The organism is Streptomyces sp. NPDC015242 (assembly GCF_043079125.1).
GTDB lineage: Bacteria > Actinomycetota > Actinomycetes > Streptomycetales > Streptomycetaceae > Streptomyces.
Genome location: NZ_JBIBUF010000008.1, coordinates 339506 through 361595 on the forward strand (window position 1 = coordinate 339506; position 22090 = coordinate 361595).

The 22090-nt window shown below is 72.5% G+C and carries 19 protein-coding genes and 1 pseudogene; 10 read left to right on the top strand and 10 right to left on the bottom strand.

The window, feature by feature from the left end; translation table 11 throughout:
* Nucleotides 1-114: 114 nt before the first annotated feature.
* The 3 genes from ACF07N_RS27060 to ACF07N_RS27070 all read left to right on the top strand — a co-directional run bounded on the left by ACF07N_RS27060 (nucleotide 115) and on the right by ACF07N_RS27070 (nucleotide 5443).
* Entirely contained in the window at nucleotides 115-3051 is a 2937-nt protein-coding gene (locus ACF07N_RS27060) for an FAD-binding and (Fe-S)-binding domain-containing protein (protein ID WP_392117661.1), read from the top strand.
* A gap of 120 nt (nucleotides 3052-3171) precedes the next feature.
* On the top strand, nucleotides 3172-4308 hold the full coding sequence (locus tag ACF07N_RS27065; protein WP_392117664.1) for a lipid II:glycine glycyltransferase FemX: 1137 nt from the start codon (nucleotides 3172-3174) through the stop codon (nucleotides 4306-4308).
* A gap of 106 nt (nucleotides 4309-4414) precedes the next feature.
* Nucleotides 4415-5443 carry a DMT family transporter gene (locus tag ACF07N_RS27070; protein ID WP_392117667.1) on the top strand — a complete coding sequence of 343 codons (1029 nt, stop codon included), beginning with the start codon at nucleotides 4415-4417 and terminating at the stop codon, nucleotides 5441-5443.
* A 131-nt stretch (nucleotides 5444-5574) separates the two neighbouring features.
* Here ACF07N_RS27070 and ACF07N_RS27075 read toward each other — a convergent pair whose 3' ends face one another.
* The 4 genes and pseudogenes from ACF07N_RS27075 to ACF07N_RS27090 all read right to left on the bottom strand — a co-directional run bounded on the left by ACF07N_RS27075 (nucleotide 5575) and on the right by ACF07N_RS27090 (nucleotide 8867).
* Nucleotides 5575-6048, bottom strand: a complete 474-nt coding sequence (locus tag ACF07N_RS27075; RefSeq protein WP_392117670.1) for a hypothetical protein — start codon at nucleotides 6046-6048, stop codon at nucleotides 5575-5577.
* Between the two features lie 279 nt (nucleotides 6049-6327).
* Nucleotides 6328-6999, bottom strand: coding sequence for a formylglycine-generating enzyme family protein (locus ACF07N_RS27080; protein ID WP_392117673.1), 672 nt, complete (start codon nucleotides 6997-6999; stop codon nucleotides 6328-6330).
* Between the two features lie 94 nt (nucleotides 7000-7093).
* On the bottom strand, nucleotides 7094-7915 hold the full coding sequence (locus ACF07N_RS27085; protein ID WP_392117676.1) for an ABC transporter permease: 822 nt from the start codon (nucleotides 7913-7915) through the stop codon (nucleotides 7094-7096).
* Nucleotides 7912-8867, bottom strand: a pseudogene (locus ACF07N_RS27090) (ATP-binding cassette domain-containing protein). The gene ACF07N_RS27085 and the pseudogene ACF07N_RS27090 overlap by 4 nt, the downstream one beginning before the upstream one ends.
* 109 nt (nucleotides 8868-8976) lie before the next feature.
* On the opposite strand from ACF07N_RS27090, the gene ACF07N_RS27095 reads away from it, so the two are divergent.
* Entirely contained in the window at nucleotides 8977-9780 is an 804-nt protein-coding gene (locus ACF07N_RS27095) for a TetR/AcrR family transcriptional regulator (RefSeq protein ID WP_392117679.1), read from the top strand.
* A 5-nt stretch (nucleotides 9781-9785) separates the two neighbouring features.
* On the opposite strand, the gene ACF07N_RS27100 is transcribed toward ACF07N_RS27095, so the two are convergent.
* Nucleotides 9786-10760 (bottom strand): WD40 repeat domain-containing protein, encoded by a 975-nt coding sequence (locus ACF07N_RS27100; protein WP_392117682.1) that lies wholly within the window; start codon nucleotides 10758-10760, stop codon nucleotides 9786-9788.
* Nucleotides 10761-10892: 132 nt separating this feature from the next.
* Here ACF07N_RS27100 and ACF07N_RS27105 point away from each other — a divergent pair, with 132 nt between their 5' ends.
* Nucleotides 10893-11567: an SGNH/GDSL hydrolase family protein gene (locus ACF07N_RS27105; RefSeq protein ID WP_392117684.1), complete on the top strand. Its 675-nt coding sequence runs from the start codon at nucleotides 10893-10895 to the stop codon at nucleotides 11565-11567.
* Between the two features lie 98 nt (nucleotides 11568-11665).
* Entirely contained in the window at nucleotides 11666-12658 is a 993-nt protein-coding gene (locus tag ACF07N_RS27110; protein ID WP_392117687.1) for an aldo/keto reductase, read from the top strand.
* 175 nt (nucleotides 12659-12833) lie between these two features.
* Here ACF07N_RS27110 and thpR read toward each other — a convergent pair whose 3' ends face one another.
* The 3 genes from thpR to ACF07N_RS27125 all read right to left on the bottom strand — a co-directional run bounded on the left by thpR (nucleotide 12834) and on the right by ACF07N_RS27125 (nucleotide 15398).
* Nucleotides 12834-13406, bottom strand: a complete 573-nt coding sequence (thpR, locus tag ACF07N_RS27115; protein ID WP_392117690.1) for an RNA 2',3'-cyclic phosphodiesterase — start codon at nucleotides 13404-13406, stop codon at nucleotides 12834-12836.
* A 177-nt stretch (nucleotides 13407-13583) separates the two neighbouring features.
* Nucleotides 13584-14933, bottom strand: coding sequence for an MFS transporter (locus tag ACF07N_RS27120; protein WP_383344949.1), 1350 nt, complete (start codon nucleotides 14931-14933; stop codon nucleotides 13584-13586).
* A gap of 27 nt (nucleotides 14934-14960) precedes the next feature.
* Nucleotides 14961-15398 carry a MarR family winged helix-turn-helix transcriptional regulator gene (locus tag ACF07N_RS27125; RefSeq protein WP_383335435.1) on the bottom strand — a complete coding sequence of 146 codons (438 nt, stop codon included), beginning with the start codon at nucleotides 15396-15398 and terminating at the stop codon, nucleotides 14961-14963.
* Nucleotides 15399-15553: 155 nt separating this feature from the next.
* Between ACF07N_RS27125 and ACF07N_RS27130 the strand changes: the two genes are divergently transcribed.
* Nucleotides 15554-15775: a ribbon-helix-helix protein, CopG family gene (locus ACF07N_RS27130; protein ID WP_383584619.1), complete on the top strand. Its 222-nt coding sequence runs from the start codon at nucleotides 15554-15556 to the stop codon at nucleotides 15773-15775.
* Here ACF07N_RS27130 and ACF07N_RS27135 read toward each other — a convergent pair.
* On the bottom strand, nucleotides 15745-17196 hold the full coding sequence (locus ACF07N_RS27135; protein ID WP_392117695.1) for an NCS2 family permease: 1452 nt from the start codon (nucleotides 17194-17196) through the stop codon (nucleotides 15745-15747). The two genes, ACF07N_RS27130 and ACF07N_RS27135, sit on opposite strands and share 31 nt — an antisense overlap.
* 116 nt (nucleotides 17197-17312) lie before the next feature.
* Between ACF07N_RS27135 and ACF07N_RS27140 the strand changes: the two genes are divergently transcribed.
* The 3 genes from ACF07N_RS27140 (at nucleotide 17313) to ACF07N_RS27150 (ending at nucleotide 21078) form a co-directional block, all read left to right on the top strand.
* Nucleotides 17313-17579, top strand: coding sequence for a DUF2530 domain-containing protein (locus ACF07N_RS27140; RefSeq protein WP_392117698.1), 267 nt, complete (start codon nucleotides 17313-17315; stop codon nucleotides 17577-17579).
* Between the two features lie 128 nt (nucleotides 17580-17707).
* Nucleotides 17708-18553: a class I SAM-dependent methyltransferase gene (locus tag ACF07N_RS27145; RefSeq protein ID WP_392117701.1), complete on the top strand. Its 846-nt coding sequence runs from the start codon at nucleotides 17708-17710 to the stop codon at nucleotides 18551-18553.
* A 131-nt stretch (nucleotides 18554-18684) separates the two neighbouring features.
* Complete coding sequence (locus tag ACF07N_RS27150; protein ID WP_392117704.1) at nucleotides 18685-21078, top strand: cation-translocating P-type ATPase; 2394 nt, start codon at nucleotides 18685-18687, stop codon at nucleotides 21076-21078.
* Between the two features lie 6 nt (nucleotides 21079-21084).
* Here the strand turns inward: ACF07N_RS27150 and ACF07N_RS27155 are convergent, their stop codons facing one another.
* On the bottom strand, nucleotides 21085-21993 hold the full coding sequence (locus ACF07N_RS27155) for a hypothetical protein (protein WP_392117707.1): 909 nt from the start codon (nucleotides 21991-21993) through the stop codon (nucleotides 21085-21087).
* Nucleotides 21994-22090: the final 97 nt, after the last annotated feature.

The following is a 22090-nucleotide window of genomic DNA, read 5'->3' on the forward strand; positions in this document are numbered from 1 at the left end:
TCCAGAAACCTGGGCGAAACGTCGTCCGTCGGGTGAGACGGCAGGTGGACGCGGCGATCCGGTCCGGCCGCGGCCGGGGTCGTCACTGACGGTGCTCGCGTGCATGCTGGAGGCATGACGGATCTTCCGCACGGCACGGACCTGACGGCCCGGGACCTGACGGCCCTGGAGGGCGAGTTGCGCGCGGCCGTCCGCGGTGCCGTGGGCTTCGGCGCCCGGGACCGGGCCCTGGTCACCATGGACGCCTCCAACTACCGGCGTGTGCCATACGGGGTGGTGGCGCCGGTGGACGGGGACGACGTCGCGGCCGTGCTGGCGGTGTGCCGGGAGTGGCAGGTGCCGGTGGTGGCACGGGGCGGGGGGACGTCGATCGCCGGGCAGGCCACCGGGACCGGTGTCGTCCTGGACTTCACCCGGCACATGAACCGGCTGGTCGCCCTGGATCCCGCGGCGCGTACGGCCGTCGTGCAGCCGGGCCTGGTGCTCGACCGGCTCCAGGAGGCCGCCGCCCCGCACGGGCTGCGCTTCGGCCCGGACCCGTCGACGCACGGCAGGTGCACGCTCGGCGGCATGATCGGCAACAACTCGTGCGGCGCGCACTCGGTGGCCTGGGGGACGACGGCGGACAGTGTGCGCGAGCTGGACGTGCTGACCGCGCGCGGGCGGCGGCTGCGGCTCGGGCGCGACTGGGCCGGGGCGCCGGACGGCCTGCGGGCGCTGGCCGAGGGCGAACTGGCCCGGCTGCGCACGGGCTTTCCGGACCTGCCCCGCCGTATCTCCGGTTACGCGCTGGACGCCCTGCTGCCCGAGCGGGGCGCCGACGTGGCCCGTTCCTTCTGCGGCAGCGAGGGCACCCTGGGCCTGCTCACCGAGGCGGTCGTGGGGCTCGTCGAGGCGCCGCGCGCGCGTGCGCTGGCCGTGCTGGCGTACGCCGACGAGAGCGCCGCCGCGGAGGCCGCCGCCGGGCTGCTGCCGTACGGGCCGCTGACGGTGGAGGGCATGGCGGCGGACCTGGTGCCGTCCGCCGCGGACCTGCCGCGGGGCGGGGCCTGGCTGTTCGTGGAGACGGGCGGGGAGTCCCGGGCGGAGGCACGCGCGCGTGCGGAGGCGATCGTGCGGGCCGCCGACGTCCTCGACGCGCTCGTGGTCACGGACGAGGCGGGGCAGCGGGCGCTGTGGCGGATCCGGGAGGACGCCAGCGGCACGGCGACGCGGATGCCGGACGGCACCGAGGCGTGGCCGGGCTGGGAGGACTGCGCGGTGCCGCCCGCCCGGCTCGGCGCCTACCTGCGGGACTTCCGGTCGCTGATGGCGGCGCACGGCCTGCGCGGCACGCCGTACGGGCACTTCGGGGACGGCTGCATCCACGTCCGCGTCGACTTCGACCTCCTCACCCCGGCGGGGGTCGCCCGCTTCCGCCGCTTCTCCGAGGAGCTGGCGGAGCTGGTGGTGGCGCACGGGGGTTCGCTGTCCGGGGAGCACGGCGACGGCCAGGCGCGGGCGGAGCTGCTGCCGAGGATGTACGGCCCCGAGATGGTGGGTCTGTTCGAGCGGGCGAAGGCGGTGTGGGACCCGGACGGCCTGCTCAACCCGGGGATGCTCGTCCGGCCCGCGCCCCTCGACTCCCACCTGCGCTTCTCCGCCCTCCCCCGGGAACCGGTCGACGTCGCCTTCGGCTACCCGGCCGACGGCGGCGACTTCGCGGCGGCGGTGCGGCGCTGCGTGGGGGTCGCCAAGTGCCGTACGGCGTCGGTGTCCGGGCCCGCCGTCATGTGCCCGTCCTTCCGGGCGACCGGCGCCGAGGAGCACTCCACGCGCGGGCGGGCCCGGCTGCTGCACGAGATGCTCGCCGGGGAGGTGGTCACGGACGGCTGGCGCTCGGCCGAGGTCCGCGACGCGCTCGACCTGTGCCTGTCCTGCAAGGGCTGCCGCTCGGACTGCCCGGTCGGCGTCGACATGGCCACGTACAAGGCGGAGTTCCTGCACCACCACTACGCCGGGCGGCGCAGGCCCGCCGCGCACTACGCGATGGGCCGGCTGCCGGTGTGGCTGCGCGCGGTGGCCCGCACGCGCACGGCGGTGCTGGTGAACGCCCTCGCCGGGACACGGCCCTTCGCCGCGCCGGCGAAACGGCTGGGCGGGATCGCCCCCGAGCGGGACCTTCCGCGCGTGGCGCGGCGGACGTTCAGCCGGTGGTGGGAGCGGCGGCGGGGCGAGGCGCCCGGCCGGGACACGGCCGGGGACCTGGTCGTCCTGTGGCCCGACACCTTCACCGAGCACTTCTCCCCCGCCGTGGGGCGGGCCGCCGTGCGGGTGCTGGAGGCCGCCGGGCTGCGGGTGGCGCTGCCGCCGACCCTGCACCTGAGGAGACCGCCGGTGGGCGACGGCCGGACGGTGGCCCTCGATCCGCTGTCGCTGCTGCGCGGGAGGGGCCGGGTCTGCTGCGGGCTGACGTACGTGTCGACCGGGCAGCTCGACCGGGCCCGCGCGGTGCTGCGCCGCACGCTAGACCTGATGGAACCGGTGCTGGAGACCGAGGCGCCGGTGGTGGTGCTGGAGCCGAGCTGCGCGGCGGCCCTGCGCACCGACGCGCCCGAGCTGCTGCACGACGACCCGCGCGCGGCCCGTCTCGCGGCGAAGGTCCTGACGTTCGCGGAGGTGCTGGAGCGGCACGCCCCCGGCTGGACGCCCCCGCGCGTGGACCGTCCGGTGGCCGGCCAGACCCACTGCCATCAGCACGCGGTGCTCGGCGACGCGGCCGACCGCCGGCTGCGCGCGGCCGCCAGGCTCTCCGGCGAACTGAGCGGCGGCTGCTGCGGTCTGGCGGGCGACTTCGGTTTCACGCGGGGCCACTACGAGGTGTCCACCGCGTGCGCGGAGGACCAGCTGCTGCCCTCGGTACGCGCCGCCGCGGACGGCACGGTGGTCCTGGCGGACGGCTTCTCCTGCCGGACGCAGCTGGAGCAGCTGGCGGGGGTGCGCGGCAGGCATCTGGCGGAGGTGCTGGCCGAGGCTCTGGAGGATTCCCCTCCCGCGCGCGGGCCCGTGTGAGGCGTTCGGGCCACACGGCGGGCGGACCCGAGTGTCCGGGGCCGGCAGCGGCGGGGCCGCTCCTAGGCTCGCGGCACCAGTCACCGCCCGTGGAGGGCCGCTGCTCGAAGGAGCCCGCGCATGAGCGTCCGCGTCCAGCCGATCACCCGTGACGAGCACCTGGCGTTCGTCTCGGCCCGCCGTTCCGCCAGCCACACCCAGGTCCCGTCCTGGGGCGCGGTGAAGCCCGACTGGGAGGCGGAGAGCCTCGGCTGGTTCGACCTGACCGGGCAGCTCGTCGGCGCCGGTCTGGTGCTGCTGCGCCCGCTGCCGGGGCCGCCGCTGCCCGGGCTGCGGCGGTACCTGGCGTATCTGCCCGAGGGCCCGCTGCTCGACTGGCACGAGCCGGGCCTGGAGCGCCTGCTGGAGCCGATGGTCGCCCACCTGCGGCGGCGGGGCGCCTTCGCCGTGCGGATGGGCCCGCCGGTGGTGGTGCGCCGCTGGAGCGCCGAGACGGTCAAGGCGGCTATCGCGGACCCGGCCGCCCGCCGGCTGCGCGACGTGCGGGCGACGTCGTACGAGCAGCGGGCCGGGCAGGTCGCGGACGGGCTGCGCCGCATGGGCTGGCGGCAGAGCGGGGCCGGCGGGGAGTCCGGCTTCGCCGCGGGACAGCCCCGGTACGTCTTCCAGGTGCCGTTCGCCGGCCGCTCGCTGGAGCAGATCCACGACGGGCTCAACCAGCAATGGCGGCGCAACATCAAGAAGGCGGAGAAGGCCGGCGTGAAGGTCGTGCGCGGCGACGCGGAGGACCTGCCGGCCTTCCACGAGCTGTACGGCGAGACCGCCGAGCGCGACGGGTTCCTCCCGCGCCCGCTCTCCTACTTCCAGCGCATGTGGGAGGCGCTCACCGCCGAGCACCCGGACCGGATGCGGCTCTACCTCGCCCATCACGACGGCGAGGTGCTGGCCGCCGCCACCATGCTGACCGTCGGCGACCACGTCTGGTACTCCTACGGGGCCTCCACCAGCCGCAGGCGGGAGGTGCAGGCGAGCAGCGCCGTGCAGTGGCGCATGATGACCGACGCCCATGAGCTCGGCGCGGCCGTCTACGACCTGCGCGGCATCACCGACACCCTGGAGGAGTCCAGCCCGCTGCTGGGCCTGCTCCGCTTCAAGGTGGGCACCGGCGGCGAGGCCGTCGAGTACCTCGGCGAGTGGGACTACCCGCTCAACCGGCTGCTGTACCGGGCGTTCGAGCTGTACATGTCCCGCCGCTGAGGCCGGGGGCGGGTGTCCGGGCCGGCGTCTCACGGCCCGAGACAGCGGCAAAAAGGCTTCACGCACCTGACCGAGTCCATTACCCTGGACTGCGTAGTACACCGGGATGTACGCGCAGTGCAGGCCGGTGTACGGACAGCCCGCATCCGCGCCGACGAGCAATGGACCGCCCGTGACCCCCGACAGCGTCACCACGCCCCAGCCCACGACCACCGCGTCACCCGCGTCCGGCTCCGCCTCCGGCCCGGGCCGGCTGGGCTCCCTCGGGCCCGTGGGCCTCGTCCTCGCCGGAGGGATCTCGGTCCAGTTCGGCGGCGCCCTGGCGGTGACGCTGATGCCGAGGGCCGGCGCCCTCGGGGTGGTGGCGCTGCGCCTGCTCGTGGCGGCGGTCGTCCTGCTGCTGGTCTGCCGTCCCCGCCTGCGCGGCCACTCGCGCGCCGACTGGGGCACGGTCGTGGTCTTCGGCATCACCATGGCGGCGATGAACGGCCTGTTCTACCAGGCCCTCGCCCGGATCCCGCTGGGTCCCGCCGTCACCCTGGAGGTCCTCGGCCCGCTCGCCCTGTCGGTCCTGGCGTCCCGCCGCGCGATCAACGTCGTCTGGGCGGCCCTCGCCCTCGCCGGTGTGTTCCTCCTCGGCGGCGGGGGCTTCAGCAGTCTCGACCCCACCGGAGCCGCCTTCGCCCTGGGCGCCGGCGCCATGTGGGCGGCGTACATCGTCTTCAGCGCCCGCACGGGCCGCCGGTTCCCGCAGGCGGACGGGCTGGCCCTGGCGATGGCGGTGGGCGCGGTGCTGTTCCTGCCGCTCGGCATCGCCGAGTCGGGGGCGAAGCTCGTGGACCCGGTGACCCTGGGGCTCGGCGCGGCGGTGGCCCTGCTCTCCTCGGTCCTGCCCTACACCCTCGAACTGCTGGCCCTGCGCCGGCTGCCCGCCTCCACCTTCGCGATCCTGATGAGCCTGGAACCGGCCATCGCCGCCACGGCCGGCTTCCTCGTCCTGGACCAGTCCCTCACGGCACCGGAGGCCGCGGCGATCGCCCTGGTCATCGCGGCGAGCATGGGGGCGGTGCGCACCCAGGTGGGACGGGGGCGGGGCAAGACGGCGGCCCTGGAGGGCACGGGGCTGGAGGGCTAGGCGGTTCTAGGGCGGCGCAGCGTGGCCACAGGGCCTCGCTCCCCTGCGTCGGACAGCCGTCACTCCGCGGCCGGCCTCGCGAAGGCTTCCGCCCCGGGCACTGCGATCGGCGTGCCCGGGGCGAGGGGCCCTCAGCAGATGTCGAGGCGATTGAAGTCGTACGTCGCGTAGTCCGGGAAGTTGTAGATGTTGCCGTCCGCGGGGGCGGAGTACGAGTACCTGGGACCCCAGAAACGGACCTGGGCGCCGCCGGTCTGGTTGTTGCGCACCGAGAGCGCGTCGACGAAGTTCGAGAGCGACCGCTCATCGCACTTGAACAGGTGGAAGATGCTGTGCTTGCCGTCGCCCTGACCGACCGCCACACAGGCGATGCCGGATGCCATGGAGCACCAGATCAGCTCATCCCGCCGCTTCTCGGACGTCACATCCCGCTTCACCCACTCGCCTGACAGCAGCGGGTAGATCTGCGGTGTCCAACCGGCCGTTCCGGTCGCGGCGTTCGTCGCCGCCTGGGCCGGCGCCTGCGCCGCCAGCGGGACAAGGGCCGCGGCGATCAGCGTCACGGCCATTGCGGCCGCCCGCTGCCTGATTCCCCTCAACCTCATCTGAGCTCCTCCGTAGTCGCAACCGATGCAGCCGCCGCGACGGCGGGATGCCGTCACCACGGCTGCTGCTGTCACCCGACCGGAGCGCTCACGTCTCCTGCTCCGGATGCCGTAGCAGCCAAGAGCTCCCCCGAGTCAGCGCCTCGAACCGTAGGGCACGCCAGGGACGTCGCGTCCCTGACAGATGTCAGGGTCGGTATGCGGCTTCTGCTGCCGACGCTGCGACCCGTTCGTTCCCCGGTGCGGGAGACGACGACGGCCCGGGGCCGGCCGTCCGGATCAGGCCCGGGGAGTCCGGGCCACCCGGAAGCCCACGTCGTCGATCCGGAACGTCGGATGGCTCCGGCGTCGCACCGACGCCCGGCAGCTCCAGTGCTCGTCGGACCAGCCGCCCCCGCGCAGCACCCGGTAGGAGCCGTAGACCTGGGGGTCGTAGAGGTCCCAGCACCAGTCCCAGACGTTGCCCAACATGTCGTACAGGCCCCAGGCGTTGGGCTGTTTGCCGCCCACCGGGTGGATCCTGTCGCCCGCGTTCCCCCGGTACCAGGCGATGTCGTCGAGGCGGCCGTAGCGCGGGCTGGTGCCGCCGGCGCGGCAGGCGTGCTCCCACTCGGCCTCGGTCGGCAGGCGGTAGCCGTCGGCCGAGGTGTCCCAGTCGACCGTCTCACCGGCCTCGCACACCTGGTACGCGGGGGCCAGCCCCTCGCGCAGGGACAGGGCGTTGCAGAAGTGGACGGCGTCCCACCAGGACACGTTCTCGACCGGCAGCCGGTCACCGCGGCCCGCGCCCGGTGTGCGGCCGGTGACCTCGGCGTACTCCTCCTGGGTGACCGGGACCGCCGACAGCCGGAACGGCGCGACGTCCACCGTCCAGCTGCGCTGGGTCCGCCGGTCCGACAGCGTGACCCGCCCGGCCGGGACGGCGACCGTCCCGTTCTCCGCATCCCCCATGACCGGCCACCCTACGGGGGGGTGCGCCCGGCCACCACCGAGCGCCCCCAGCAACCGGCTGCCGGTCACCGGCCGAGCCGCTACCGGCTGCCGGTCACCGGCCGAGCCGCTGGAACCGCCGTACCGCCAGCGGCAGGAAGACCGCCGTCAGGATCACCGGCCACACCGCGGCCATCAGCAGGGCGTGCTGCTCCACCCAGGAGTCGCCGCCCCCGACGGGCGTGCCGAACAGCTCCCGGGTGGCCGCCGCCGTGGAGGAGATGGGGTTCCAGGCCGCGACCCAGCCCAGCCAGTCCGGCATCAGCTGCGGCGCGACGAAGATGCTGGAGATCATCGTCAGGGGGAAGGCGACCGCGAACAGGCCGCCCGCCGCCTCCGGGTTGGGCACGAGCAGCCCGAGCCAGACACCGATCCAGATCAGTGCGAACCGCAGCCACAACAGCAGCCCGAACGCGGCGAGGAAGCCGAGGCCGCCGTCCGGGCGCCAGCCCATGGCGAACGCGGTGAGCATCATGATGGCCAGCTCGGCGCAGGCCACGATGAGGTCGGTGACCCCGCGTCCGGCCACCACGGCGGAGGACGCCATGGGCATGGAGCGGAAGCGGTCGATGACGCCCTTGGTGGAGTCGTACACCACGACCGTGGCGGTGTTGATGAAGCCGAACGCCATGGTCATCACGAACATGCCCGGCATCAGGAAGTCCTTGTAGTCCCCGCCGCCCGGCACCGTCATCGCGCTGCCGAAGACATAGCCGTAGAGCAGCACGGACAGGATGGGGAAGCCCAGCTGCCAGGCGATGTTGACCGGCTGGCGCTGGTAGTGGGTCAGGCCGCGGCGGACGATGTTCCAGCAGTCGGCGAGCAGCCAGTACGTGCCGCCCCGCGCGCTCGGCGTGCTCAGGTCGACGGCGCTCATGCCGCGGCCTCCTTCTCGGTCCGGTGTCCGGTCAGGCGCAGGAAGACGTCGTCGAGGCTCGGCCTGCGCAGTCCGATGTCCTCCACGCGCACGCCCTCGTCCTGGAGGGTCCGCGCCACCTCCGTGAGGGCCGCGACCCGGTCGGCGACCGGGGCGTGCACCCGCAACTCGGCCTCGTCCGCCTCCGGTTCGCCGTCGGTGACCCGGGCGACGACCTTCACCACCCGCGCGATCTCGGACCGCTCGGCGACCACGACCTCCGGTCGCCGCCGACCCGCCCCTTCAGCCCGTCCGGGGTGTCGTCGGCGATGGCCCGGCCCTGGTCGATGACGGTGATGCGGGAGGCGAGCTTGTCGGCCTCCTCCAGGTACTGCGTGGTCAGCAGCACGGTCGTGCCGCTCGCCACCAGGGCCCGGACGGAGTCCCAGACCTCGCCGCGGCTGCGCGGGTCCAGGCCGGTCGTCGGCTCGTCGAGGAAGAGCACGGACGGGGCGAGGATCATCGACGCGGCGAGGTCGAGGCGGCGCCGCATGCCGCCGCTGTACTTGCCGACGCCCCGGTCGGCGGCGTCGGTCAGGTCGAACTGCTCCAGCAGCTCGGCCGCGCGGAGCTTCGCGCGTGTGCCGCCCAGGTGGAACAGGCGGCCGAACATCTCCAGGTTCTGCCGGCCGGTCAGCACCTCGTCGACCGCCGCGTACTGGCCGGTGAGCCCGATCCTGGCCCGCACCTCGCGCGGCTGCCGGGCCACGTCGAGACCGGCGACCGTCGCCCGGCCCCCGTCCAGCCGGATGAGCGTGGACAGGATGCGCACGGCGGTGGTCTTGCCCGCGCCGTTCGGACCCAGCAGGCCGTGCACCGTGCCCTCGCGCACCGCGAGGTCGAAACCGTCCAGGGCGCGCTTCTCGCCGTACCGCTTCTCCAGCGCCTCGGCGCGCACCGCGTATCCGTCCATGTGGCCCCTCCCGTGGCTCGTGCCGCGTCGCGGCACTGAACTGAGTACAGCGTACCCGATTACGCGTACGCCGTACCCAGTTTTTTGCGCGGGGCCCTAAGCTGGGCTCATGACGAGCGGCACGAGTGGCAGTGGCAGTACGGAGACCAGCGGCAGCGGCGACATCGCCCGCACCCTGGAGCTGCTGTGGGACACCGGCCGGCGCCCGAGCCGCGGGCCCAAGCCGACCCTGACCCTTGACCGGATCGTGGAAGCCGCCGTCCGGGTGGCGGACGCGGAGGGTCTGGAGGGACTCTCCATGCGCCGCGTCGCCGCCGAACTCGGCACCGGCACCATGTCGCTGTACCGGTACGTCCCCGGCAAGGGCGAGCTGCTCGACCTCATGCTCGACCGGGTCCAGCGCCCCTCGGAGAACCCGGCCGACCTCGGCGACGGCGGCTGGCGCGCGGCCCTGGAGGCACTGGCCCGGGCGACCCTCGCCCTGTACCGCCGCCACCCCTGGCTGCTGCACGTCAACCAGTCACGCCCGATCCTCGGCCCGAGCGCCCTGGACGGCATGGAGAAGATCCTCACCCGGATCCGCCCGATGGGGCTGAGCGACCCCGAACTGGTCTCCGCGATCGTCATGATCGACGGGTACGTCGTCGGGGCCGCGCGCACGCAGCTGTACCAGCTGGAGGCGGAGCGCCGGACGGGCCTGACGGACGCCGAGTTCTGGCAGGCGCAGGTTCCGGTCCTGGAGAAGGCCATGGCGTCGGGCCGCTACCCGGTCATGGCGTCCCTGTCCGAGGACACCTTCGGACCGGACTTCGACCACTTCGAGTTCGGGCTGCAGCGCATCCTGGACGGGCTGGAAATCCTGGTGGAACGGCGCCGCCGGTCCCCGGAGCCGGCTAAGGACCCGGCCCCGTAAGGGAGTTAGTCCCGGCGCCTCAGCCTGCGCAGGCCGACCATGACGACCAGGGCGGCGGCAGCGGCGATCGCCCCGGTCTTCAGGTCGCCGCTCAGCCCCTCGCCCCCGGCGCCCTCCCCCGAGGAGGACGAACCGCCCTCGGCCGGGGCCGAGCCGGAGCCCCCGGGTGCGTCCTGCGGCTCCACCGGGCTGTCCGCTCCCTCCGCGCCGAACATGAGCTTCGTCCCGTCGGCGGTGTAGGTGACGGACTCCCCCTGCCCGAGGAACGGCACCCCGAGCCGCTCCTTGCGCTTGATCCGCCCGCCGTTCCAGTCGTAGGCGACCGCCCCGAAGTAGCTGCGCACCACGAGGTGTTCGCCGTCGGGGGAGAGCGTCGCGTCGGTGGCCTCCAGGTCCGGGACGGCCGCGACGGGCCGGAACACGTTGGTGCCGCCCGGCGACAGGGCGGCGGGGCCCTCGTACAGGTGCCCGCCCTTCTCGTCCTTGTCGACGATGTAGACGCGGCCGGTCTTCGGGTGCACGACGAGGGACTCGGCGTCCCGCGCGCCGTCGGAGTACTTCACGACGTACTGCGTGGCCCGGATCGAGTGGTCGCGCAGGGTCTTCGGCTCGGGCAGCCGGTAGATCCACACGTGCGGCCAGGTGCCGCCGAGGTTGTCCCCGATGTCGCCGACCCAGATGCGGTTGTCCGGTCCGATGGAGATGGCCTCCACGTCGCGCGGGCTGCCCACGCCGGTCATGGTGATCGTGGCCACCGTCTCGCCCGTCCTGCTGTCGACGGCGTAGAGGTAGGCCCCGTCGTCGCTGTCGTTGTGCGTCCAGTAGATCCCCGGGTGCTGACGCGAGGCCGCCAGACCGCTGGACTCGGTGATGCGCGGATCCCTGATCGTGAACTCCCCGTCCCCGTCGGCGGCGTGGGCGGGCACGGCGAGGGCGCCCGGGAGGAGGGCCGCGACGAGGAGGGCGAAGGCTCTGCGCATGCCCCAAGCGTGCCATCACACAGGGCGGTTCATCAGGCGGTCCCCCCGGGAGGCCGGCCGGCCGGACAGCGCCCGGGGGCGCGTGGCCCGGCTCACACCCCGTCCGGCGCGCCGATCGTCCATGATGAGCGGATGCTCAGGTTCATGCCCGTCGGTGACTCCATGACGATCGGCAGCGCGGGCGAACACACGTGGCGCTACCGGATGTGGCAGCACCTGTGCCGTTCCCACGGCGGCCCCTTCACCCTCGTCGGCCCCCGCGAGACGCTCTACGACCAGCACGCCGGCGCCCCCACGTCCCACGCGTACGCCGCGCCGGACTTCCCGCGGGCCCACCTCGCCGGCTGGGGCGAGGGCTGGCAGCACATGGCGCCGCTGATCGGCGAGGCCGTGCGGTCCTGCCGGGCGGACGTCCTGCTGGTCTCCCTGGGCCTGATCGACCTGGGCTTCTACACGAACGCGGAGCAGACCGCCGAGAACGTCCGGGCCTTCACGGCCGAGGCGCGTGCGGCGAACCGGCGGGTGCGGATGGTGTGGCTGCCGGTGACGCCGAACGTCCGGGCCCGTACGGACACGGCCTTCGCCGGCGAGGTCGCCCGCTTCAACGAGCTGCTCGCCAAGACCGCCGCGGACCTCGACGAACCGGCCTCCCCGATCCTCCTGGCCTCGCCCCCGCCGTCCTACGACATCTCCGCCGACACCTACGACGGGACCCACCCCAACGCGAGCGGCGAGCACAAGATCGCTGCGGCCTTCGCGGAGGCCATGTACCAGGGCTGGGACCTGGGCGCGCCCTACGCGGGCTGACATTCCGGGTCTCTCCCCCGGTTTCCGGCCCGGGCCCTCCGCCCGGCGCGCGGCGGGTGCTTGCCTTGAGCGCACTCCAAGACGTTGGCTTGGCCGTCATGGAGTACACGCAGCTCGGACGCACGGGACTCAAGGTCAGCCGGCTCGTCCTCGGCACCATGAACTTCGGCCCGCAGACCGACGAGGCCGACAGCCACGCCATCATGGACGCGGCGCTGGACGCGGGCATCAACTTCTTCGACACCGCCAACGTGTACGGCTGGGGCGAGAACAAGGGCCGTACCGAAAGCATCATCGGCACGTGGTTCGCCAAGGGCGAGGGCCGGCGCGACAAGGTCGTCCTCGCCACGAAGGTCTACGGCAACATGGGCGCCGACGGCCCCGCCTGGCCGAACCACGACAAGCTCTCCGCCGTCAACATCCGCCGGGCCGTGGACGCCTCGCTCAAGCGGCTGCAGACCGACCACATCGACGTCTACCAGTTCCACCACATCGACCGGGACACCCCGTTCGAGGAGATCTGGCAGGCGATCGACGTCCTGATCCAGCAGGGCAAGATCCTCTACGTCGGCTCGTCGAACTTCCCCGGCTACAAGATCGCCCAGGCCAACGAGATCGCCGCCCGGCGCGGCGGGACCATCGGGCTGGTCAGCGAGCAGTGCCTGTACAACCTGGCCGAGCGCCGCGCCGAGATGGAGGTCATCCCGGCCGCGCAGGACTACGGGCTGGGCGTCATCCCGTGGTCGCCGCTGCACGGCGGTCTGCTCGGCGGCGTCCTCAAGAAGGAGGTCGAGGGCGGGCGCCGCGCCTCCGGCCGCGCGGCCGACGCCCTCGCCGACCCGGCCACCCGCGCGCGGATCCAGTCCTACGAGGACCTGCTCGACAAGCACGGCGTCGAGCCCGGCGAGGCAGCCCTGGCCTGGCTGCTCACCCGCCCGGGCGTGACCGGCCCGATCGTCGGCCCGCGCACCGCCGAGCAGCTGGCCTCCGCGGTCCGCGCGGCCGAGCTGGAGCTGTCCGAGGAGCTGCTGACCGGCCTGGACGAGATCTTCCCCGGCCCGGGTCCGAGCCCGGAGGCCTTCGCCTGGTAGGACCGCCCCCCTCGGGGAGCGCGGGGCCGGTCCGGCGTGCGGCGTCGCCGCGCGGGCGCGACCGGCCCCGGCGCCCTACCGGCCCAGCACGGAAGCCAGGGCGACGACGAGGAACATCAGCACGAGCACACCGGCCATGATCCGGTTGCGGGTTTTCGGGTCCACGGCACCGAGCCTAACCGGCACTCCCGAGCGCCCAGCGCCCGACCGCCTCGTACCGGGGCTGCTCCCCGGGGACACCGGACGCCGGCAGGTTGCTCCGCACCAGCACCAGCTCGTCGACGGTCCAGGTCCGGCCGGTGAACCCGGCGAGCGCGTCCAGGTACGGCCGCGTGTCCCGTGCCTCCCGGCTGCGCGCCACGGTCAGGTGGGCCTTGTACCGCCGGTGCTCCCCCATCGGCACCCCGGCCTTGCGTGCCGCGGCCTCCGCCCGCTCGGCGAGCAGCCGCAGCGTCGCCAGGTCGCCCTCGGCCCCGGCCCACAGCGCCCTGCCGTGCCCGAACTGCCCGCCGCCCCGCACGGCCAGCGGGAAGGGGGCGGTCCGGTGCGCGGCCCGCTCCAGCCGGGCCGACAGCGCCGGCACGAGCGCGTCGTCGACCTCGCCGTAGAAGGCGAGCGTGAAGTGCCATCCGGCCCGTCCGGTCCACCGCATGCCGTCGGCGCCGGGCAGCCCGCGCAGTCCGTCGACCACGGCCCCGAGCTCACGGCACACCTCGTCGGGGGGCAGCACGGCGGCGAAGAGTCTCATCCGCCCAGTCTGCCCGTCCCCGCCCCGCGGGTCCGGGTGTGCCCTGGTCGCCGTGCGTATCGTTGTACCGCGCGGCCGGATCCATCGTCGGTGCGGCCGCGGAGGAGCGCCACGATGACCGTCCTTGACGACAGGATCGAGAACCGGGGCGAACTGAGCCTGGAGTTCGGAGACCCCTCACGCCGCCGGAGCCAGTTCCTCCGTCCGCTCCCGCGGCACGAACCGCACCCGGGGGTGCCCGCGGTGCCAGCCGACCGACAGGCGGAGGTTGCCCACGCGGGCCAGGACGAGGCCGATCACGGCGGCCGCCGCCACCGCCACCGCGCCGCCCGCCGCGAGGCCGACCCGGGCGCCGTAGGTGTCGGTGACCCAGCCGACGATCGGGGCGCCGACCGGGGAGCCGCCGAGGAAGACCATCATGTAGAGGGCCATGACACGGCCGCGCATGGCCGGGTCCGTGGACATCTGGATGCTGGTGTTCGTCGTGACGTTGACCGTCATGCCGAACAGGCCCAGCGGGACCATGAGCAGGGCGAACATCCACAGGGTGGGGGTCGTCGCGGCCAGGATCTCCAGGGCGCCGAACGCCATCGCCGCCACGATCAGCAGCCGCAGCCGGGCCGTGCCCCGCCGCGCGGCGAGCAGCGCGCCCGCCACCGAACCGACCGCCATCAGCGTGTTGAACATGCTGTAGGCGCCGGCGCCCGCGTGGAAGACGTCGTCGGCGAAGGCCGAGAGGTAGACGGGGAAGTTGAAGGCGAACGTGCCGACGAAACCGACCAGCACGATCGGCCAGATCAGCTCGGGCCGGCCGGTGACGTAACGGACGCCCTCGCGCAGTTGTCCCTTGCCCCGCGGGGCGCGCTCGACGGCGTGCAGCTCGCGGGCGCGCATCAGCAGCAGGCCGGTGAGCGGCGCGATGAAGGACAGGCCGTTGAAGAGGAAGGCGTAGCCGGTGCCGACGCCGGTGATGAGTATGCCCGCGACGGCGGGGCCGACCAGGCGGGCCGACTGGAAGTTGGCCGAGTTGAGGCTGACCGCGTTCTGCAGCTGGCCGGGGCCGACCAGCTCCGAGACGAAGGACTGGCGGGCCGGGTTGTCGACGACGGTGGCGAGTCCGACCGCGAAGGCGGCGACGTACACGTGCCACACCTGGACGTGGCCGGTGAGCGTGAGGACGGCCAGGGCGATCGCGGTGAGCGCCATCGACGACTGGGTGACCAGCAGCGTGGGCCGCTTGCGCAGCCGGTCGACGAGGACGCCGCCGTAGAGGCCGAACAGGAGCATCGGCAGGAACTGCAGGGCGGTCGTTATGCCGACGGCGGCGGAGGAGCCGGTGAGGCTGAGCACGAGCCAGTCCTGGGCGATGCGCTGCATCCAGGTGCCGATGTTGGAGACGACCTGCCCCAGGAAGAACAGGCGGTAGTTGCGCACCCTCAGGGAGGAGAACATCGAGGTCGTGCGGGCGGGCGGGGAGTCGTGGGGTTCAGGCGCGGGGACGGAAGCTGCTCCGGGTCCCGAACTCAAAGGGTTCGCCTCCTTGCTACGTACGGCTTACAGGTGCGCGAGCTTCTCCAGCACGGGGGCGGCGGCGCGCAGTTTCGCCCACTCGTCCTCGTCGAGGTTCTCGACCAGCGTGGACAGGAACGCGTTCCGCTTGCGGCGGCTCTCCTCGAGCATGGCCTCAGCCTGCTCGGTGCGCGTCACGACCTTCTGGCGCCGGTCCTCGGGGTGCGGCTCCAGACGGACCAGTCCCTTGGCCTCCAGCAGCGCCACGATGCGGGTCATCGACGGCGGCTGGACGTGCTCCTTGCGGGCGAGCTCGCCCGGGGTGGCCCGGCCGCACAGGGAGAGGGTGCCGAGCACCGACATCTCGGTGGGGCTGAGCGACTCGTCGACCCGCTGGTGCTTGAGCCGACGGGACAGCCGCATCACGGCGGAGCGGAGGGAGTTCACGGCGGCTGCGTCGTCGCCATGGCTGAGGTCCGGCATGTTCTTTAGCGTAACTCATTACTCTCGCTAAAGACCAGCGGTAACACACCCGGACACCCGTGACCCCCGCCACTGACCCGTGACATCACTCAAACGGGTGATCCGGTGGCGGAACGCGACACACCGGACCGAACCGTGCCGCGACCCTCATGGTCATGGAATCCAGCGTGCTCAGCCTGCGAATAGACCACGACCTGCTCGAACGGCTCCGGCACCACGCCGCCACACGAGGAATGAGCGTCCAGGACTATGTCGTCCGGACGCTCATTCGGGATGACTTCGACCAGCGGTTCCAGGCCGCCGTCGAGGAGACGGAGCGCTTCTACGGCGGCTCCGACGACGAGGATCAGGTCAGACCCAGCGCCGGCATCAGGTAGTAGAACGCGAACACGGCCGCCACCGCGTACATCGCCGGGGGCACCTCCCGGCTCCGCCCGGCCGCCAGCCGCAGCACCACGAAGGTGATGAAGCCCATGCCGATGCCGTTCGTGATCGAGTACGTGAACGGCATCATCAGCATCGTCACGAACGCCGGGATCGCGATCGTGTAGTCGGCCCAGTCGATCTCCTTCACCGACCCGGCCAGGATCAGGAAGCCGACCGCGACCAGCGCCGGGGTGGCCGCCTGGGACGGAACCATCGTGGCGATCGGGGTCAGGAAGAGGGCGACGGCGAACAGGCCGCCCGTGACCACGTTCGCCAGGCCGGTCCGGGCGCCCTCACCGACACCCGCCGTGGACTCCACGAACGCCGTGGTGGCCGAGGACGAACTGGCACCGCCGGCGGCGACCGCGAGGCCGTCGACGAGCAGCACCTTGTTGATGCCGGGCATCTGGCCCTCGCCGTCGGTCAGCTTCGCCTCGTCGGAGACGCCCATGATCGTGCCCATCGCGTCGAAGAAGCACGACAGCAGCACGGTGAAGACGAACAGCAGCCCGGTCAGCACGCCGACCTTCTCGAAGCCGCCGAACAGGCTGACCTCGCCGATCAGCCCGAAGTCCGGGCTGGCGACGGGGTTGCCGGGCCACTTGGGCGTGGTCAGGCCCCAGCTCGGCACCTTCGCGACCGCGTTGATGACCACCGCGACGACCGTCATGGCCACGATCGAGATCAGGATCGCGCCCGAGACCTTGCGGACGATCAGCGCCAGCGTCAGCAGCACACCCAGGACGAAGACGAGGACCGGCCAGCCGTTGAGGTGGCCGTCCCCGCCGAGCTGGAGCGGGACGGTGGTCCGGGCGACGTCGGGGATCCGGGAGACGAACCCGGCGTCCACCAGCCCGATCAGCATGATGAACAGGCCGATGCCGATGGAGATGGCCTTGCGCAGCCCGTGGGGCACGGCGTTCATCACGCGCTCGCGCAGCCCCGTGGCGACCAGCAGCATCACCACGAAACCGGCCAGGACCACCATGCCCATCGCGTCCGGCCAGGACATGCGCGGGGCGAGCTGGAGGGCGACGACGGAGTTGACCCCGAGCCCGGCGGCGAGCGCGATCGGGACGTTGCCGATGACGCCCATCAGGAGCGTGCTGAACGCGGCCGTGAGGGCCGTCGCGGTGACCAGCTGCCCGTTGTCGAGCTGGTGACCGTACATGTCCTTCGCGCTGCCGAGGATGATCGGGTTCAGCACGATGATGTAGGCCATCGCGAAGAAGGTGGCGAGACCGCCGCGGACCTCGCGGGACAGGGTGCTGCCCCGCTCGGAGATGCGGAAGAAACGGTCGAGTGCGCCGTTCGTGGGCCCGGCTCCCGGCTGTTCAGGGGCGGGGACCTTGGCGGGAGCCGAGGAGGACATGTTTTGGCGGTTCCTACGAAGAGAAGTGGTCAGACACAAACCGTTTCAGTATGAACATATAACGCCCCTCTCGGCCATCTCCGCGCGTAGACCCGATCGCCTCGTAAGCTGTCCCCATGGCGAAGTGGACCCCCCGACACGAGGCGCCGGAGCCCCTGGAGGGCCCCGTGGTCGCCACCATCACCGGCGGCACGATCCTGTGGTTCGTCCTCTTCCTCGTCCAGCTGCCCTTCTACGGCTGGTTCGACGACCGCGGGCAGACCTGGTGGGTCTGGACCTGCCTGGCCGGAGGCGGCCTGGGCCTCATCGGCGTCTGGTACGTCCGCCGGCGCGACGCGGCGCTGAAGCGGGCAGCGGCGCAGGAGACGCCGGCGGCGCAGTAGGACCGGCCGGCACGCGTCCCCGCCCCGGCACGACACACCCCCGCCCCCTCCCTACGCTCGGAAGGAGGCGGCGAAACGCTCGCAACCCGTCGCGCGGAACCGCCGCCCGACCGGTGAGGAGCGCAGCCATGACGACGCAGAACGACACGGCCGGGGCCGACCGGGCGCTGAAGGCCAAGCACCGGGCCATGTGGGCCCAGGGCGACTACCCCTCCCTGGCCGCCGAGGTCATCCCCGGCCTGGGAGCGGTCCTGGTCGAGACGTGCGGGGTGCGGCCCGGCCAGCGGGTGCTGGACGTCGGCGCCGGCACCGGCAACGCCGCCGTCCCGGCGGCCCTGGCCGGCGCGGACGTCGTCGCCTCCGACCTCACGCCCGAGCTGTTCGAGGCGGGACGACGGGCGGCCGAGCAGCGCGGGGCACGGCTCACCTGGCAGGAGGCCGATGCCGAGGCCCTCCCCTTCGGCGACGCGGAGTTCGACACCGTGCTGTCCTGCGTGGGCGTCATGTTCGCCCCACACCACCAGCGGGCCGCCGACGAACTCGTCCGGGTCTGCCGCCCGGGCGGCACCATCGGCCTGCTCAGCTGGACCCCGCAGGGGTTCATCGGCCGGATGTTCGCCACCATGAAGCCGTACGCGCCCCCGCCCCCGCCGGGGGCCCAGCCACCGCCGCTGTGGGGCGACGAGGAGCATGTGCGCGCCCTCCTCGGCGACCGGGTCACGGACCTGCGCGCCGAGCGCCGGACCGTCCGCGTCGAGCGCTTCACGACGCCGGAGATGTTCCGCGACTACTTCAAGGAGCGCTACGGCCCCACCATCACCGTCTACAAGAACCTCGCCGACGCCCCCGAACGGGCCGCCGCCCTCGACCGCGAGCTGGCGGATCTCGCCCGGGACGCCGGCCTGGGGACGGGCTCGGGCCGGACGGTGCTGGACTGGGAGTACCTGCTCTGCACGGCCCGCAGGGCCGGCTGACGCACGGGCGGCACCGTGGTCCGACGCCGTACAACTGCCGTACGACCACGGCAGGAAGTGCGTCGTCCCCAGGTCGGATCTTCGCCGCATTCGGCGGGTGGCCCGGCACATCCGCACGTACCGTCGAATGCATGACGCATCTCGACGCGGGTGCCCGGCCCGACTCCGCGCGTCCGGCGACGGTCACCCCACGCGAGACGGGACTGACCGGCGCCCAGGTCGCCGAACGGGTGGAGCGCGGACAGGTCAACGACGTACCGGTGCGCAGCAGCCGGTCCACCGTCGACATCGTCCGGGCGAACGTCTTCACCCGCTTCAACGCGATCATCGGCGTGCTCTGGCTGATCATGCTGGTGGTGGCGCCGATCCAGGACAGCCTGTTCGGGTTCGTGATCCTCGCCAACACCGGCATCGGGATCGTCCAGGAGTGGCGGGCGAAGAAGACGCTGGACTCGCTCGCGCTGATCGGCGAGGTGCGGCCGACCGTGCGCCGGGACGGGGCCGCCACGCAGGTCAGCACGTCCGAGATCGTCCTCGACGACCTGATCGAGATCGGCCCCGGGGACAAGGTCGTCGTCGACGGCGTCTGCGTGGAGGCCGACGGTCTCGAGATCGACGAGTCGCTGCTCACCGGCGAGGCCGACCCGGTCGTCAAGCACCCCGGTGACCAGGTGATGTCCGGCAGCTTCGTGGTCGCGGGCGGCGGGACCTTCCAGGCCACGAAGGTCGGCCGGGAGGCCTACGCCGCACAGCTCGCCGAGGAGGCCTCCCGCTTCACGCTCGTCCAGTCCGAGCTGCGCTCGGGCATCTCCACGATCCTCAAGTACGTCACCTGGATGATGGTGCCGACCGCGATCGGCCTGATCATCAGCCAGCTGGTCGTGAAGGAGAACGCCTTCGACGACTCCGTCGCCCGTACGGTCGGCGGCATCGTCCCGATGGTCCCCGAGGGCCTGGTCCTGCTCACCTCCGTCGCCTTCGCCATCGGTGTGATCCGGCTGGGCCGCAAGCAGTGCCTGGTGCAGGAGCTGCCCGCGATCGAGGGCCTCGCCCGCGTCGACACCGTCTGCCTGGACAAGACCGGCACCCTCACCGAGGGCGGCATGGACGTCACCGAGCTGCGCCCCCTGCAGGGCGCCGACGAGACGTACGTGCGGAAGGTGCTCGGCGCGCTCGGCGCGTCGGACCCGCGGCCGAACGCCTCGCTGCAGGCGATCATCGACACCTGCCCGGCCGCGGAGGACTGGCGCGTCACGCAGGCCCTGCCGTTCTCCTCGGCCCGCAAGTACAGCGGCGCCGCCCTCAGCGAGGGCGACGGGCGCAGCGGTACGTGGCTGCTGGGCGCGCCGGACGTGCTGCTGCCGGAGGACGATCCGGCGCTCGCCGAGACCGGGCGGCTGAACGAGCAGGGCCTGCGCGTGCTGCTGCTGGCCCGGGTCGAGCGGGAGCTGGACGACCCCGAGGTGGCGCAGGGCGCGCGGCCCACCGCCCTGGTCGTGCTGGAGCAGCGGCTGCGGCCGGACGCCGCCGACACGCTGCGCTACTTCGCCGACCAGAACGTCCGGGCCAAGGTCATCTCCGGCGACAACGCGGTGTCGGTCGGCGCGGTCGCCGCCAAGCTCGGGCTGTCCGGGACCGCCGTGGACGCCCGCCGGCTCCCCGCCGACCAGGACGGCATGGCGGACGCCCTCGACGGCGGCACGGTGTTCGGGCGGGTCACCCCACAGCAGAAGCGGACCATGGTGGGCGCGCTCCAGTCGCGCGGGCACACCGTCGCGATGACCGGTGACGGGGTGAACGACGTCCTCGCCCTGAAGGACGCCGACATCGGTGTCGCGATGGGCTCGGGCTCGGAGGCGACACGGGCGGTCGCGCAGATCGTGCTGCTGAACAACAGCTTCGCCACGCTGCCGTCGGTGGTGGCGGAGGGGCGCCGGGTCATCGGGAACATCACGCGGGTGGCGACGCTGTTCCTCGTCAAGACGGTCTACTCGGTGCTGCTGGCCGTCCTGGTGGTCTGCTCGCAGGTGGAGTACCCGTTCCTGCCGCGCCATCTGACCCTGCTGTCGACGCTGACCATCGGTGTGCCGGCGTTCTTCCTCGCCCTCGCGCCGAACAAGGAGCGGGCGAAGCCGAACTTCGTGCGGCGGGTCATGCGGTACGCGATCCCCGGCGGGGTCGTGGCGGCGGTGGCGACCTTCGCGACGTATCTGATCGCCCGGGAGCACTACACGGGGGCGCAGGCACTGGACGCGGAGACCAGCGCGGCGACGCTCACGCTCTTCCTGATCTCGATGTGGGTCCTGGCGATCATCGCCCGCCCGTACACCTGGTGGCGGATCGCCCTGGTCGCCGCGATGGGCGGGGCGTTCCTGCTCGTGCTGGTGGTGCCGTGGCTGCAGGACTTCTTCGCGCTGAAGCTGGTCGGGATGACGATGCCGTGGATCGCGGTCGGCATCTCGGTGGCAGCGGCGGCCACCCTGGAACTCACGTGGAGGTGGGTGGACCGCCGCTTCCCGGCCTAGCCGGACTTACTGCACGTCGACGAAGTCACCCGTGGCGTTGACCGCCGGGGTCGTGGTCGTGCCCGCGAAGGACCAGCGGAAGTAGCCGTCGGTCGACGCCGTGGTCGTGGTCTTCAGCTCACCGGTGCTGTTCGACTTGATGGTCTTCAGGGTGGTGTAGGTGTCGCTGCCCTTCTTGCGGAACTGCAGCTTCACCGACTGGTTGGTGTAGCCGTGGTACTTGTTGTCGTCCCAGTTGGCGCGGGACAGCTTGCCGGTGACCGTGATGGTCTTGCCCTTCTTCACCGGCTCCGGCGAGGCGTTGACCGTCAGCTTCGAGTAGCGCTGGAGCTTGAAGCTGTTGGTCGGGTCCGTCACCGCGACACCGACGTTGTCCAGGTTCGGGTCGTCCGGGTTCTCGCCGTTGAACGCGACCGCGAAGCCCGCCGCCTTCCAGGAGCCGGCGTCCTCGTTGAGCAGCGCGAACGGGTCGATCTCGACGGTGGCCTTGCAGCTGGCGACGGTCGCGGAGGAGTCCGTGCAGGTCGCGTCGTTGCTGTCGAAGTAGAAGATCGACTCCTCGAAGGAGGCGCCGCGGTAGAGCTCGATGCCCGCGAAGAAGTCCGCGGCGTGGATGTTCACTTCCTTGCCGTGGGTCAGCGTGAAGGACACGGGGACCTTGACCACGTTGGTGGTGCCGACGGCGATGTTCTTGCCGTTGTTGACCTTCACCGAGGAGAAGGTCGCGTTCATGGCGTACGGCAGGCCGTCCTCGGCGGCGGCGAACGCCGACCGGCCGGAGTCGGCGTGGACGACCTCGCTGGCCGCGGCGATGTCCGCGGGGACCTTCGGCTCGGCGGCCTGCGCGGCCGGCACGGCGAGGGCGGAAAGGGCCAGGGCGCCGGTGACGGCGGCCACGGTGGCTCGGATACGCATGCGTTCTCCAGGTGGAGAGGGGCCCCGGTGCTCGTCGTCGGCTCTCGGGGCCCAAGTGATCGTGGAGTCTGTTGACTCACGTGATCAGATTCGCGAG

Excerpts from the sequence above, each read along its gene's own strand:
- ACF07N_RS27125 (WP_383335435.1), bottom strand. The coding sequence starts at position 15,398 with ATGCCGGACCTCAGCCATGGCGACGACGCAGCCGCCGTGAACTCCCTC.
- ACF07N_RS27150 (WP_392117704.1), top strand. The coding sequence starts at position 18,685 with ATGACGCATCTCGACGCGGGTGCCCGGCCCGACTCCGCGCGTCCGGCG.
- ACF07N_RS27155 (WP_392117707.1), bottom strand. The coding sequence starts at position 21,993 with ATGCGTATCCGAGCCACCGTGGCCGCCGTCACCGGCGCCCTGGCCCTT.
- ACF07N_RS27135 (WP_392117695.1), bottom strand. The coding sequence starts at position 17,196 with ATGTCCTCCTCGGCTCCCGCCAAGGTCCCCGCCCCTGAACAGCCGGGA.
- ACF07N_RS27070 (WP_392117667.1), top strand. The coding sequence starts at position 4,415 with ATGTACGCGCAGTGCAGGCCGGTGTACGGACAGCCCGCATCCGCGCCG.
- ACF07N_RS27105 (WP_392117684.1), top strand. The coding sequence starts at position 10,893 with ATGCTCAGGTTCATGCCCGTCGGTGACTCCATGACGATCGGCAGCGCG.
- ACF07N_RS27100 (WP_392117682.1), bottom strand. The coding sequence starts at position 10,760 with ATGCGCAGAGCCTTCGCCCTCCTCGTCGCGGCCCTCCTCCCGGGCGCC.
- ACF07N_RS27145 (WP_392117701.1), top strand. The coding sequence starts at position 17,708 with ATGACGACGCAGAACGACACGGCCGGGGCCGACCGGGCGCTGAAGGCC.
- ACF07N_RS27060 (WP_392117661.1), top strand. The coding sequence starts at position 115 with ATGACGGATCTTCCGCACGGCACGGACCTGACGGCCCGGGACCTGACG.
- ACF07N_RS27130 (WP_383584619.1), top strand. The coding sequence starts at position 15,554 with ATGGAATCCAGCGTGCTCAGCCTGCGAATAGACCACGACCTGCTCGAA.
- ACF07N_RS27140 (WP_392117698.1), top strand. The coding sequence starts at position 17,313 with ATGGCGAAGTGGACCCCCCGACACGAGGCGCCGGAGCCCCTGGAGGGC.
- ACF07N_RS27080 (WP_392117673.1), bottom strand. The coding sequence starts at position 6,999 with ATGGGGGATGCGGAGAACGGGACGGTCGCCGTCCCGGCCGGGCGGGTC.
- ACF07N_RS27110 (WP_392117687.1), top strand. The coding sequence starts at position 11,666 with ATGGAGTACACGCAGCTCGGACGCACGGGACTCAAGGTCAGCCGGCTC.
- ACF07N_RS27075 (WP_392117670.1), bottom strand. The coding sequence starts at position 6,048 with ATGAGGTTGAGGGGAATCAGGCAGCGGGCGGCCGCAATGGCCGTGACG.
- ACF07N_RS27085 (WP_392117676.1), bottom strand. The coding sequence starts at position 7,915 with ATGAGCGCCGTCGACCTGAGCACGCCGAGCGCGCGGGGCGGCACGTAC.
- thpR (WP_392117690.1), bottom strand. The coding sequence starts at position 13,406 with ATGAGACTCTTCGCCGCCGTGCTGCCCCCCGACGAGGTGTGCCGTGAG.
- ACF07N_RS27095 (WP_392117679.1), top strand. The coding sequence starts at position 8,977 with ATGACGAGCGGCACGAGTGGCAGTGGCAGTACGGAGACCAGCGGCAGC.
- ACF07N_RS27065 (WP_392117664.1), top strand. The coding sequence starts at position 3,172 with ATGAGCGTCCGCGTCCAGCCGATCACCCGTGACGAGCACCTGGCGTTC.